This window comes from Paenibacillus silagei, assembly GCF_017874735.1.
Lineage (GTDB): Bacteria > Bacillota > Bacilli > Paenibacillales > Paenibacillaceae > Paenibacillus_AQ > Paenibacillus_AQ silagei.
In genome coordinates this window covers 62216-75451 of record NZ_JAGGLV010000005.1, presented here as the reverse complement: position 1 = coordinate 75451, position 13236 = coordinate 62216, and the positions used below count along the sequence as shown (strand labels likewise).

Sequence of the window (13236 nt, the reverse complement as noted above, 5' to 3'; positions counted from 1 at the left end):
AACTGCGGGGTATGGTGTTTTTTTGCTTTTCAGGCTGTATAATAACGTTAACGGGAGACGATACCATGGAAATGCTGGACCCCCGGGTGGATTTTGTATTTAAGCGAATTTTTGCAAGCGAGGGCAACAAGGATGTACTGCTCGCTTTTCTGAACCGGATATTCTTGGATGCGGGCGATCTTCCGCTGGAGGAAGTGGTGCTGCTTAATCCTTATACGGATAAGGATGATCCGCTGGATAAGCAGGCGATATTTGATATATGGGCGAAGACGGTGGGCGGCAAGCTGATCAACATTGAAATGCAGCTGTTCAACAAATATGATATTGAGAAACGCACGTTGTATTATTGGAGCAAACGGTATGCCGGGCAGCTTCAGGTCAGCGGTAAATATACCGAGCTTAAGAAATGCGTGACGATTAACATTCTGAATTACAAGGTGCTGCCTAATGAGCATACACACAGTGTATTTCATTTGCGGGAGGACAGCAGCGGAGCGCCGCTGACAGACGATATCGAGATTCATTTCCTGGAGCTGCCCAAGCTGAACCAGCCGGTTACGCCCGGCGAGGGCGGCCTTGTGAACTGGCTGTTATTTCTGAAAGGGATTGACTACTCTGAATGGGAGGTGCTGCAAATGAATGAGCCGGCCTTGAAGAAGGCGATGGAGACGCTGGAATTTCTGAGCCAGGACTCGGAGGCCCGCCGTAAATATGAGGACCGCCAGAAGTTTCTGATGGACGAAGCCTCGCAGCGGGATGGTGCGCTTAGGGAAGGCTTTGCTAAGGGAATGGCGGAAGGTACTGCGGCGGGTGAACTAGAAGCCAAGCGGGTAATAGCAAAGAATCTCCTGTCTATGGGAATGGATTATTCTTCAGTGCAGAAGGCAACCGGACTCTCCGAAGAAGAGTTGAAATCTATTAACAATTAAATCCGGAACGCAAGAAGCCAGCCGCTTAAGGCTGGCTTTTGTTGAAATATAAGAATTTATATGTTCCAAGCTATACATTATCCTTCTATTTCTCGCTGAAACGGTACCGTCCTTTTAAAGGACAGTACCGTTTCCACATGTGCGCTGAAGTTCCTCTCAAGGCCCATAACTCGACAAAAAAACTGCAAGAACGCCCCCCATGTTTAGACAGACTTTGGATGCGGGAGTTTCTATACTAATCTTATCGTCTAAAAAGAGAGCCTGCACCCCGGCCTCCGGATAGATATCCGCTTGCAGGCAGGTGAGAGCGATGGTTGTGTATATTGACTTGATTTTTGCCGCCAATCTGCTGATCGACGGAGTCCTGCTGTGGCTGACAAGCTGGCTGGTGAAGCACAAGGTATCCTGGTGGCGCCTGACTCTCTCAGCGCTGACGGGTGCACTCTATGTCGTCATGATGTTCGTACCGGAGCTGTCCTTTCTGTATACCTTTCTCGTCAAATTCGGTTTATCGGTTTTGATGATCTGGATAGCCTTTGGATTTAGAAGTCTGCAAAGCTATCTTCGGGCATTTGGGGCGTTTTATATCATTAATTTTGCGGCGGCGGGAGGGATCATAGGCGTTCATTATCTGCTGCAAAGCTCTGGTGACCTCTGGAAGGGCATGATCTTCACCTCATCGGGAGGCCAAGCTTACCGGCTGAAGATCGGGTTCTGGTTCGTGCTTGCCCTGCTTCCGCTGGTGCTGCTGCTCTTCAAGCTGATCCAGTCCTCCCGCCGGCACAGAGAGCAGCTGGATTCCTATATCGGGGAAGTGACAGTGGAGATCGACGGAGTGTCGGTTACCTGCCCCGGACTGCTGGATACCGGGAACCGGCTCAGCGATCCGCTGACAAGGATTCCGGTGATGGTGATGGAAGCCTCGCTGTGGGAGGGCCATTTGCCGGCTTCCTGGAAAGGGAGGCTGACCCAGACGGGTGCAGATACACTTGTACTGGAAACGGACGGGCAGTCGTTCGCCTGGCAGGACAGAGTGCGGCTGGTGCCGTACAGAGGCGTCAACCGCGGGGCATCCTTCATGCTTGCGCTGAAGCCGGATAAGGTGAGGATAGAGCTTGGCGGTGATACCTTTTGCAGCACAAGGGTACTCATCGGGCTGGATGGCGGGACACTGTCGGGAGACGGCGCGTACCGGGCGGTCATACATCCTGACCTGACCCATAAAGAGAGTGCTCCAGAAGCACCGGCTGACAAGGTGATGGGCTAAGTAACCTATAGGAGGAACGATAATGGTCAAATTCAAGCTTGTGCTGCAACTGCAGTATTACCGCATGCTGTTTCTGCTCGGTCTGAAGAGCCAGGAGATTTATTATATCGGGGGAAGTGAAGCGCTGCCGCCGCCGCTGACACGCGAGGAGGAGGAATTTCTGCTCCAGCGGCTCTCCAGCGGGGATGCGGCCGTCCGGGCCATGCTGATTGAGCGCAACCTGCGGCTGGTGGTCTACATCGCCCGGAAATTCGAGAACACCGGCATTAACATCGAGGATCTGGTATCTATTGGCGCGATTGGACTCATTAAGGCGGTCAACACCTTTGATCCGGAGAAAAAAATCAAGCTGGCCACCTACGCCTCGCGCTGCATCGAGAATGAGATTCTGATGTATCTGCGGCGCAACAGTAAGACCAGAAGCGAGGTTTCTTTTGATGAACCGCTGAATATTGACTGGGACGGCAACGAGCTGCTGCTCTCGGATGTGCTGGGCACGGAGAACGATACGATCTACCGGAACATCGAAGAGCAGGTGGACCGTAAGCTGCTGCAGAAGGCGCTGGAGAAGCTTAGCGAGCGGGAACGGCTGATTATGGAGTTGCGGTTCGGACTGCGGGGCGGCGAGGAAAAAACGCAAAAGGATGTGGCCGATCTGCTGGGCATCTCCCAATCCTATATTTCGCGCTTGGAGAAACGAATTATCAAGCGGCTGCGCAAGGAGTTCAACAAGATGGTGTAAGTGATGAAAGCTGAGGAATAAAATGCCGGACCGGGGAGATAATGTACAGTAATGTTTCTCCTTGGGAGGTTAATCATCATGACCCGAAATAAAGTCGAGATTTGCGGTGTGGACACCGCCAAGCTGCCTGTTCTCACGAACGTGGAAATGCGGGCATTGTTCACTTCGCTGCAGCAGCAGGGCGAGCGATCCGCCAGAGAGAAATTGGTAAATGGCAACCTCAGGCTTGTGCTAAGCGTGATTCAAAGGTTCAATAATCGTGGAGAGTTCGTGGATGATTTGTTTCAGGTAGGCTGCATCGGACTCATGAAAGCCATCGATAATTTCGATTTATCGCAGAATGTCAAGTTCTCCACCTATGCGGTGCCGATGATCATCGGAGAGATCCGCCGCTACTTGCGGGATAACAACCCGATCCGGGTATCCCGCTCCCTGCGCGACATTGCCTATAAGGCGCTGCAGGTGCGTGACAGCCTGACGAACCAGAATTCGCGGGAGCCGACGATCTTCGAAATATCTGAAGCGCTCGGCGTTCCGAAGGAGGATGTTGTCTTCGCCCTTGATGCGATTCAGGACCCGGTATCCCTGTTCGAGCCGATCTATCATGACGGCGGGGACCCGATCTATGTGATGGATCAGATCAGTGACGACAAGAACAAGGATGTCTCGTGGATTGAGGAGATTGCACTCCGGGAGGCCATGCAGCGGCTGGGGCAGCGGGAGAAACGCATTCTGTCGATGCGCTTCTTCGAAGGCAAGACCCAGATGGAGGTCGCCGACGAGATTGGCATCTCACAGGCCCAGGTCTCACGGCTTGAGAAATCAGCGATCCAGCAAATGCAAAAGCATGTAAAGTCCTGACCACAATCTATAAATGAGCGGAGGATATTCCGGATAGCGGCAACTAGCGGCTAGCCGGAATATCCTTTTATATGTCCGGGGCGCTAAGGCTCTGGAATACAGTCATGCGGCCAAGCCCTAAGGACATATACTGAAGCTATAGGTCTGAATGTACAGGGGTGGCAGGATGATTGAGGAAACGTCTGCTTCGGGGAAGAAGATGAAAATCTCCGATTTTCAAACCAAAGATGTAATCAATATTGTTGACGGTAAACGGCTGGGCCAGATCAGCGATCTGGAGCTGGATTTGCGTAGAGGCGTCATTGACGCTGTGATTGTCCCGGGGTACACCAGATTCATGGGGCTGTTCGGCGGCGGAGCCGATCTGGTGATTCCGTGGCGGAATATCGTGAAGATCGGTGCGGATGTCGTCCTCGTGAAGCTGGAGGAGCCCCGCATACCGCAGGGACAGGAAGACCGCGAGATGATGTACCTGGATCGGCCGGACCGCAGTGAACGGCGCACTTATTAATGAGGTGCGTCTTTTTTCTGCGGATATGGGTAAAGTCATAGGAGTGGGTTTGCAAAGTGGTTTTCGGGGCCCCCGCAAAGTACTTGAATTGACACCGGAGCGTTTCATCACTTTGTGGGGCTGAGTTTGTGGGGACGAGTTTGTGGTACACTTAAGCGGAGGTGAAGAGATGGAACCGTTTATGCAAAATGGCGCAGCGCCTATGCTGCTGCATCTGGAGCCGTGGCGTGAGCCGTATAGGGGCATTACTGCAGGCTTTACCGGCAGAGCAGGCGGGAGCGGCACGAAGCCTTATGACAGCTTCAATTGTGCTTTTCATGTAGGCGATGATCCGGCGGATGTGCTGGCTAACCGCAGCCTGCTGGCTGCGAGTCTGGGCTTCCGGCTGGCCGACTGGACCTGCGGGGAACAAACCCACGGCAAAGAGATCGCAGTCATTACAGAACAGGAACGCGGCCGGGGAAGCTTGGACCGGGCCTCTGCCTTTCAGGCCACTGATGGGCTGCTGACGAATGTGCCCGGGGTGCTGCTGACTTCTTTTTACGCTGATTGTGTGCCGCTGTTCTTCCATGATCCGCTGAACCACGTGGTGGGCCTAGCGCATGCTGGCTGGAAGGGGACCGTGGCGGAAATCGCGGCGGCGATGGTGGAACGCATGGGACAGACGTACGGGACCCGTCCAGAGGACATACAGGCCGCTATAGGGCCTTCCATCGGAGACTGCTGCTATGAGGTGGATGATTACGTGATGGACCCTGTCCGCCGGCTGGAGGCCAGGCTGAACCTGCCGGATGCGGCGGAAGGCGCACGGGCTATATATAGACCATCGGAGACAGACAGCAGCAAAATGATGCTGAACTTGAAAGAATTGAATCAACGCATTATGATAAAAGCAGGAATATTGCCGACTCATATCGAATGTACAACTTGGTGTACAAGCTGTAACAGTGATCTGTTCTTTTCGTACCGGAAGGAAAACGGGGTCACTGGGAGAATGACGAGCTGGATCGGAATAAAGGAGAGTTGACATTTTGGCCTCGCTACAAGAAAGAATAGCCACTACCCGGGAACGTGTCGCACGGGCCTGCGCGGCCAGCGGCCGGGATTCCAGTGAAGTGAAGCTGATTGCGGTAACGAAATACGTATCGCTGAATACGGTTGCCGCTGTGCTGGAGGCAGGTCTTGAGGAGATCGCCGAGAGCCGCTGGCAGGATGCGGAGCCGAAATGGAATGCGCTTGGACATAAGGGAATATGGCACTTTATCGGGCATTTGCAGACGAATAAGGTGAAGGACGTTATCGGTAAATTTCAATATATTCACTCTCTGGACCGGCTGTCGCTGGCCAGGGAGCTGCATAAGAAGGCGGAAGCTGCAGGACTTGAAGTGAAAGTGTTCCTGCAGGTGAATATTTCAGGCGAGGATACCAAGTTCGGCCTGGCGCCGGAAGCGGTGGAGGACTTCCTGAGGGAGATCGCCCCGCTTGACCGGGTGAAGGTCATCGGCCTGATGACGATGGCTCCTCACGAGGAAGACCCCGAGGCAACCCGGCCGGTATTCCGCGGACTCCGCGAGCTGCGTGACCGCCTGAATCTCCTGGGCTTGACACCTGAGCCAATACAAGAGCTGTCGATGGGCATGTCGAATGACTTTGAAGTGGCGATACAGGAAGGAGCCACCCGGGTACGCCTGGGAACGGTATTAGTAGGTCATGAGGAGGGAGAATGATGGGCGTGATGAACCGATTTATGAGTTTCTTGGGCTTGCAGGAGGAAGAGGAGATTGTGGAACGGGAGCAAATCTCCCGTGATGAGGATGAATACGAACCCGCCCCTGTAGAAACACGCAAGAATCAGAGGGCCAACGTCGTCAGCATTCATTCCCAAAAAAATGTGAAGGTTGTGCTCTACGAGCCGCGTTCGTATGATGAGGCGCAGGAGATTGCCGACCATCTGCGTTCACACCGCACGGTAGTAATTAACCTGCAGCGGGTGCGCAATGACCAGGCGATGCGGATTATCGATTTTCTCAGCGGAACTGTTTATGCTCTGGGTGGAGGAATATCCAAAATTGGGGGCAATATATTTATGTGCACACCGGACACCGTGGAGATTCAAGGCTCCATTACCGAGATCCTGGGTGACGAGCAAGACTACAATCGAATGAGGTGAGCAGGGTTTGAATGAAATATCTTCAATTATAGACATCCTATTTCAGATTTACTATTACATGATCCTCGTATACATTCTGATGTCCTGGCTGCCGAATCTGCGTGAGAACTTTATCGGTGAGCTGCTGGGCAAGCTGGTGGAACCGTATCTGGCACCGTTCCGAAGGATTATTCCTCCGCTATTTGGAACGCTGGATATTTCCCCGATTGTCGCGATTATCATGCTGCGCTTTGCCGCAGTCGGGCTTCACTCTATCGTAGCCTCGGTCTTCGGCTAATCCGATGAAGAATGAAATCTACGGGCATTTCCACCCGGATGAGCGGCCGTTTGTGGACAAGGCCTGGGAGTGGGTTACGAATGCCGGAGAGTATCATGAGACGAAGCTGACCGAATTCCTGGACCCCCGTCAGGCCTATATTCTGCAGAGTCTGGTGAACCGCCATCCCGATGTGATTGTGCGTTGGGAGGGCGGTTCTTCGGATGCCGAACGGAAGCGGGGGCTGGTGGCTCCGGATTATCGTGACCTCACAGATGAGGATATGGAATTAAGCGTGCTGAATATCACCTCCGGCGAACAGAAATTTCTCTCGCTGGAGCATGGGGATTATATGGGGGCAATCCTGGGACTTGGCATCAAAAGAGGCAAGATCGGTGATATTCATGTGCTGGAAGACGGCTGTCACGTAGTGGTGGCTGCTGACATCGCGGATTACCTGTCCATCCATTTGACCGGTGTACACCGGATTAACGTCAGTACCGAGATCCTGCCGTTATCGGGTCTGCGCAGCAGTGAAGTCAAGCTGGAGACGATGGAGTTCACAGTGGCTTCCCTCCGGCTTGACGGGATTGCAGCGGATGTCACGCGGCTCAGCCGGAGCAAGATTCTGGCCCCGATCAAGGCCGGACGCGTCCGGGTGAACTGGAAGGTCGAGGAAGATCCGTCCTGTTCGCTGAAGGACGGGGACATGGTCTCTATCCAGGGCTTCGGACGGTTCAAGGTGCTGGAGATCGGCAGCTTGACGAAGAAGGGCCGTTACCGGATTTTGGTAGGCAAATTTGTCTGAAGTCTTTGCAGGATTACAGCTGTGCTTGTCGAAATTGATAATCTCAGGGAAATATGGACATTTAGCAGGCCGTGCGCCGGTAATTGTCTTTCATCTATAATCTTCACCGAAATTTCTAGGAGGTGCACAGCATGCCATTAACACCGCTCGATATACATAACAAGGAATTCTCCCGGAGAATCCGCGGTTATGACGAAGATGAGGTCAATGAATTTCTGGATCAGGTGATTAAGGATTACGAGAGTGTGATCCGGGAGAACAAGGAACTGCACAACCAGCTGTTAACTCTTCAGGAACGCCTGGATCATTTCGTCAATATTGAAGAAAGTCTGTCCAAGACTATTCTTGTAGCCCAGGAGGCTGCGGATGATGTGAAGAACAACTCCAAGAAGGAATCCCAGCTGATCCTCAAGGAAGCGGAGAAGAACGCCGACCGGATTATCAACGAAGCGTTGTCCAAATCCCGTAAGGTGGCGATCGAGACCGAGGAGCTGCGCAAGCAGGCTTCGATCTACCGTACCCGGTTCCGGACGCTGCTGGAAGCCCAGCTGGAGCTGCTGTCCCAGGATGACTGGAATGCGCTGGAGAGCCGTGAGGTTAGCGAGAACGCGCTCTGAGCCTAAGATGATGATTAGCTTGTACCCCTAATACACAAAAACTCCTTAACAGCAGGTCAATCAAGACCTCTGCGAAGGAGTTTTTTTGTGCCTTTTAATCGGGTACGATCACTTTGCCTGTAATGTGGATGGGGCCCCTAAGGTTAATTTCGCCTTGAAGATCTTCCATATTGGAGGCAAAGACCTGAAATGCATAATAACCTTCGGGAAGATCGGTAAGAATGGTCTGAAACATAGTGGTCATTCGAATCGGCTCCCCATCAGCCGGGATAGCGGATTGTTCTGCACTACCTACGAGAATTCCATTCACAAGCAGTTCAAGCAGGAGGGTAGGTTGAACGGGCGGTGTGGCAAAGACGTTAGTAGCCTCCCAGCCAACAGTTGTAGCAAGCTCTACGAAATTGCTTGGAGCAGGAGGAACGGGCATACCGAATTCCAAGATCAGGTGCGGTGTTCCGTCGATTGGAAACGGAGGTCCAAAGGATAGATTGGTACTGACACTCCGGGCAAATTCTACTAGGGTGTGCGGCATTTTTTCACCTCCGTATTATGGCATAGTTCCATCCTATGTTTTGAGTGAATATTATGTTAGAGACAAACATCCTATCAACTGGAAAAATATCGGAACTTATGGTGGTGATAGCTATGAATATCCTATTTATAACTTCAGGCTTCCAGGGCATATATTCTTTCTTCGAACAGCGTATCGCAGAGGCTTTACAGAAAGCAGGGCATCATTGCAGAGCTTTGCAGCCTGGCAGTGCTTGGAATGAATTAAAGCTTAACCAGCATTGTTGGCAACCGGAGCTGATTTTGCTTATGGCCGGAATAAAGGTTTCAGAGCCTGTGCTGAAGTTCATCAGACAATCCGGCGTAAAGTCGGCGGTGTGGATGACAGAGGACCCTTTTTACATGGATTGGACGGAACCGCTGATTGCCTATTTCGATTATATTTTCACCATTGACCAGGCTGCAATGGAACATTATCGGGCGCTGGGGCACCCCCGCGTTTATCATCTGCCGCTGGGCACAGACCCCGATCTGTATCATCCCGCAGCCGTATCCGAGGAGTATAGAAGTGATATCTGCTTAGTAGGCGTGCCTTACAGTAACCGGATTGAGCTTATAGAAGCCTTACTTGCAGGCACAGCCTATCGCATTCAGCTGGTGGGGCGGGGGTGGAGCCGGTACTATCATGAATGGAAGCACAGCGCTAACCTTAATGTCGAGCTGGTGAATGCCTGGGTCCAGCCGGAGACGGCTGCTAAGTTTTACAACGGGGCGAAGATTGTGCTGAATATCCACCGCCCTTCCGCTGAGAAGTACAACCGGAACCGGGCGGGGATTATCGCCGCAAGCATCAACAACCGTACCTTCGACGCAGCCAGCTGTGAAGCGTTCCAGCTTACCGATTATAAAAGCGGGCTCCGCCAGCAGTTTGAGGAAGGCACACAGGTGGTTTCTTTTCAGGATAAGCATGATTTACTGCAGAAGATCCATTACTACATGGCGCATGACGATGAGCGCAAGCGGATCGCTGAAGCAGCGAGGCAGCAGGTGCTGGCCGCCCATACTTTTGAACACCGGGTGCATGATTTGTTAATGAACGTGCAAGCTTGATAGACGGATTTAACGGACCTGATTGACGCCTTACAGTTATTCTGTTAGGCGTTTATTCAGGTTGCCCATAGATTCAAAGAAGCATTCTGTCCTCCATTTGAAAATTTAGTCTTCTAACCTATAACGTTTCGAAGAAGGATACATATGATAGCAAGTAAACAGCGAGGGAGGTATTCGATTGCCAAAAGTTACGATCATTATGACCAGCTACAATAAGGCCGCATATGTCGCAAAGTCCATTGAATCCATTCTGAATCAGACGCTTACAGATTTTGAATTCTACTTGATGGATGATAACTCGAATGAAGAAACTCTGAAAGTGATTGAGCCCTATCTCAAGGATAAGAGAATCAAATTCTTCAGAAGCGATACAGAAACTCTGCAGCAGCGGGTGGAGAAGGTCAGATATTCCGCACTGATTAATCAAGCCCTGTATCAAGCAAAGGGAGAGTATATTTCCTATGCTACGGATGACAACTGTTACAGAAATACTAGACTTGAGCAGATGGTGGACTATCTGGAGGAGAACCCCGCGGTCATGATTGCCTACTCTGCATCGCTGGTCAACTACTTAAATGAACACAATGAAGTGACCCGCAGCCAGTTAAGACCGGCCAAAAAAATCGTTTCGGTGGCCCCTTGCGTCATCGATCATTGCTCCATCCTGCACAGAAGCTCCATTCTTCCTGTCATACATGACAAGTTCGGGTCCTACTGGGATGAGAATCCGGAGTTCTATAGAATTGGTGACGGCCGGTTCTTCTGGCGGCTCAACCAGTTCTGGGACTTCTACCCGGTGGATGAGGTTCTGGATGATAACTATATCACCGAGCTGTCCATTCACTATCAATTGCAGCACCAGGAGAAGAGCCAGTTCATCCAGATGCTTCCCCCGCAGCGAACCTGCAAGGAGCTGAGAGAAGAGCTGAAATCCATTCAGCAGCAAAAGAAATAAAGGCTCTGCATAGAAAGGTACCACAAGGAGGGAAACGGATTGTCTATCTATCTGTCCAATTACTGGTCGCTCTACAGTGAATTTATCCATGCTGCACAGGAGCTGAAGTACAGGAATATCCCTCTGGCCCTGATGACGAACTTCTATCAGCAAATCAATGATGAGCTTAGAAGCGAGATGGGAAGCAGTGATTTTAAGCTGAAGCTGGAGCATTCCGGTATTCATGAACAGGATCAGATTCAGCCTTTTTTTGAAACGATGGTTGCGCCGCTCTATCAGGCTGTGAAGTCCAATCTGAAGGGCAAGATACTGATTAATCTGGACTATATCAGAATGTCGGAGCAAACGATCAGCGAGCATTTCAGCGGAGATTCGGCCATGATTCTATCCCGCTCCAGAGCGGATGAGCTATTTGGCATCCCAAATGTATGCAGCCTGGGCTACAAGCAGGACACCAAAGCTGCGGCGGAAGAGCTGGTCCAGCGGGCGGCAGACCTCTTCGCTAAGGCCGAAGGACATCCTGCGTTCAGCAATGAATTCTTCACCCAGACCTTCCTAAGCCGGATTCCTACCATTGTAGACACCATTGAAATGGTGTTTAATCTCTACAATGACCTGCCGGTAGCCGCTGTAATGGTAGGTACGACAGAAGATGTTGCCAGCCGGACACTTGCCGTCGTTGCAGGAATTAAGGGGATTCCCAGCGTATGTCTGCAGCACGGAATACTGATGGGGGAAGAGGCGTTTATCCCTGTTTTCTCCAGTCATGTTGGAATCTATGGGCAATACGAACACGACTGGTATACGAGAAGAGGGCTTGAAGCGGAGCGAATTGTGATCACCGGCCACCCGCGTTATGATGATATCTTTACGGCACAGCATACCCCCAAAGATTCGTTCCGGGAGACCTACCAGCTTGACCCTCATAAAGTCACCTTACTAATCGCTACCGGACCAACGCTCGACGAATACAAGATCCGCACCCTGCTTACCCAGTTGGCCTCACATCCGCAATTCCAGTTGATTATTAAGCCCCATCCCTGGGAGCTGTCCAAGAAGCTGATCTCGCTGTATACCGAGTATGAAGAAGAATATAACAATGTTCATGTGGTTACCGACCGAAAGGCTGATACCCGTGAGCTGATTATGAAATCGGACGCTGTGGTCGCCACCCTCTCCACGGTTGCCCTCGAAGGCCTTTTGTTCGATAAGCCCGTATTTGTCTACAAATTCATTCAGGCTAACCGTGAATATGATTACTATGATGCTCTTGATCCCTATATTCAAAAAGAGCCGGCTGATCTGACCCGAATGGTGGCCCATTATTTCTCCAGCAATAAAGAGAAAGTAAACTACAAGGCTGTGAAGGATAAGTTCTTACAGCAATCCTATCAGATTGAGCAATCCGGCCGGAGACTTGCCGAATTAATGGACCGCCTGATCCAGGGAAGACCCAAGCTATGAACAGGGGGGAGGAGGAGATGTTCTTTAGGAACAAGAAAATTCTGGTCATTGGCGGAACCGGCACCATCGGGAAAAGCATTGTGAAGCTTATCGCAGAGCAGGAGCCTGAAGTCATCCGGATTCTCAGCAGAGATGAATATAAACAATTTGAGCTGCAGAATGAACTGAACGGAAATCCAAGGCTGCGCTACCTGATTGGCGATGTTCGTAATTATGACCGTGTGCTGGCTGCGATGGAGGGAATAGATTATGTGTTCCATACCGCAGCTATGAAGCATGTATCCTTCTGTGAATATAACCCGTTCGAGGCTGTACTTACGAATATTATCGGCACTCATAACGTGATTCAGGCAGCGAAGCAGCAGAAGGTACGCAAGGTCGTTTTTACAAGCACAGATAAGGCCATTTCGCCGACCAACAACTACGGGGCCACCAAGCTGTCTGCTGAGAAGCTGATTTCCTCTGCCGTCACCTCGGGAGGCCCCGGCCAAACCGTGTTCTGCACCGTGCGGTTCGGGAATGTGATGGGCTCCAGAGGGTCTGTCATTCCCTTGTTTGTGAAGCAGGCGAGAGAAGGCAGAGCGATCACCGTAACAGATCTGTCCATGACCAGATTTATGATGACCCTGGAGCAGGCGACCCGGCTCACCGTTCAGTCCCTGCAGCTGGCGAAGGGTGGTGAGACTTTTATTCTGAAGATGCCGGTGATCAGGCTGAAGGATCTGGCTGAAGTTGTAGCCGAAGAGGTGCCGAAGAAATACGGGGTTCGCCCGTCGTCTAAGGTGGAGATCCTGGAGATCGGCCTGAAGCCCGGTGAGAAGAGATACGAAGAGCTGATGACCCATGAGGAATCCTTAACCGCTTATGAATTAAAGGATGTATACATTGTCCCTTCCGCCTATGCTGCACCGCAGTCCTACCGGGAAGCAAGCAGGCCGAAGCCGGGCACCTACAGCTCCGAAGGAGAGATCCCGCTGACCAAGGAGCAGGTAAGGAAGCTGGCATTGGAACAAAAACTAATCTAGTGGAGGCTACT

General features: G+C 51.5%; 16 protein-coding genes. 15 read left to right on the top strand and 1 reads right to left on the bottom strand.

Annotated features, from left to right (window positions below; translation table 11 throughout):
* Nucleotides 1-65: 65 nt before the first annotated feature.
* The 11 genes from J2Z70_RS09345 (at nt 66) to J2Z70_RS09295 (ending at nt 8161) form a co-directional block, all read left to right on the top strand.
* A complete protein-coding gene (locus tag J2Z70_RS09345) occupies nt 66-929 on the top strand; it encodes an Rpn family recombination-promoting nuclease/putative transposase (RefSeq protein ID WP_209871937.1) in 864 nt (287 codons plus the stop codon).
* Between the two features lie 310 nt (nt 930-1239).
* The gene (spoIIGA, locus tag J2Z70_RS09340) at nt 1240-2196 is read left to right on the top strand and encodes a sigma-E processing peptidase SpoIIGA (RefSeq protein ID WP_209871934.1); all 957 of its coding nucleotides are present in this window, start codon (nt 1240-1242) and stop codon (nt 2194-2196) included.
* Between the two features lie 19 nt (nt 2197-2215).
* The gene (sigE, locus tag J2Z70_RS09335; protein ID WP_036690190.1) at nt 2216-2938 is read left to right on the top strand and encodes an RNA polymerase sporulation sigma factor SigE; all 723 of its coding nucleotides are present in this window, start codon (nt 2216-2218) and stop codon (nt 2936-2938) included.
* 78 nt (nt 2939-3016) lie between these two features.
* Complete coding sequence (gene sigG, locus J2Z70_RS09330) at nt 3017-3799, top strand: RNA polymerase sporulation sigma factor SigG (protein WP_036690188.1); 783 nt, start codon at nt 3017-3019, stop codon at nt 3797-3799.
* A 166-nt stretch (nt 3800-3965) separates the two neighbouring features.
* Nucleotides 3966-4310: a YlmC/YmxH family sporulation protein gene (locus J2Z70_RS09325; RefSeq protein ID WP_209871931.1), complete on the top strand. Its 345-nt coding sequence runs from the start codon at nt 3966-3968 to the stop codon at nt 4308-4310.
* Nucleotides 4311-4479: 169 nt separating this feature from the next.
* Nucleotides 4480-5337, top strand: coding sequence for a peptidoglycan editing factor PgeF (gene pgeF, locus J2Z70_RS09320; protein WP_209871927.1), 858 nt, complete (start codon nt 4480-4482; stop codon nt 5335-5337).
* A gap of 4 nt (nt 5338-5341) precedes the next feature.
* Nucleotides 5342-6037 carry a YggS family pyridoxal phosphate-dependent enzyme gene (locus J2Z70_RS09315; RefSeq protein WP_209871924.1) on the top strand — a complete coding sequence of 232 codons (696 nt, stop codon included), beginning with the start codon at nt 5342-5344 and terminating at the stop codon, nt 6035-6037.
* Nucleotides 6037-6480 (top strand): cell division protein SepF, encoded by a 444-nt coding sequence (locus tag J2Z70_RS09310; RefSeq protein WP_036690181.1) that lies wholly within the window; start codon nt 6037-6039, stop codon nt 6478-6480. Before J2Z70_RS09315 ends, J2Z70_RS09310 begins: the two co-directional genes overlap by 1 nt.
* Before the next feature lie 7 nt (nt 6481-6487).
* Nucleotides 6488-6757 (top strand): YggT family protein, encoded by a 270-nt coding sequence (locus J2Z70_RS09305; protein ID WP_036724260.1) that lies wholly within the window; start codon nt 6488-6490, stop codon nt 6755-6757.
* A 4-nt stretch (nt 6758-6761) separates the two neighbouring features.
* A complete protein-coding gene (locus J2Z70_RS09300) occupies nt 6762-7544 on the top strand; it encodes a YlmH family RNA-binding protein (protein WP_209871921.1) in 783 nt (260 codons plus the stop codon).
* A gap of 131 nt (nt 7545-7675) precedes the next feature.
* Nucleotides 7676-8161 carry a DivIVA domain-containing protein gene (locus tag J2Z70_RS09295; RefSeq protein WP_036690176.1) on the top strand — a complete coding sequence of 162 codons (486 nt, stop codon included), beginning with the start codon at nt 7676-7678 and terminating at the stop codon, nt 8159-8161.
* 94 nt (nt 8162-8255) lie between these two features.
* Here the strand turns inward: J2Z70_RS09295 and J2Z70_RS09290 are convergent, their stop codons facing one another.
* Nucleotides 8256-8693: a hypothetical protein gene (locus tag J2Z70_RS09290; protein ID WP_209871918.1), complete on the bottom strand. Its 438-nt coding sequence runs from the start codon at nt 8691-8693 to the stop codon at nt 8256-8258.
* Nucleotides 8694-8980: 287 nt separating this feature from the next.
* On the opposite strand from J2Z70_RS09290, the gene J2Z70_RS09285 reads away from it, so the two are divergent.
* The 4 genes from J2Z70_RS09285 to J2Z70_RS09270 all read left to right on the top strand — a co-directional run bounded on the left by J2Z70_RS09285 (nt 8981) and on the right by J2Z70_RS09270 (nt 13225).
* A complete protein-coding gene (locus tag J2Z70_RS09285) occupies nt 8981-9781 on the top strand; it encodes a CgeB family protein (RefSeq protein WP_209871915.1) in 801 nt (266 codons plus the stop codon).
* A 178-nt stretch (nt 9782-9959) separates the two neighbouring features.
* Entirely contained in the window at nt 9960-10736 is a 777-nt protein-coding gene (locus J2Z70_RS09280) for a glycosyltransferase family 2 protein (protein ID WP_209871912.1), read from the top strand.
* A gap of 39 nt (nt 10737-10775) precedes the next feature.
* Entirely contained in the window at nt 10776-12200 is a 1425-nt protein-coding gene (locus J2Z70_RS09275) for a CDP-glycerol glycerophosphotransferase family protein (RefSeq protein ID WP_209871910.1), read from the top strand.
* A gap of 17 nt (nt 12201-12217) precedes the next feature.
* Nucleotides 12218-13225, top strand: coding sequence for an SDR family NAD(P)-dependent oxidoreductase (locus J2Z70_RS09270; RefSeq protein WP_209871907.1), 1008 nt, complete (start codon nt 12218-12220; stop codon nt 13223-13225).
* The last annotated feature ends 11 nt before the right edge of the window (nt 13226-13236 follow it).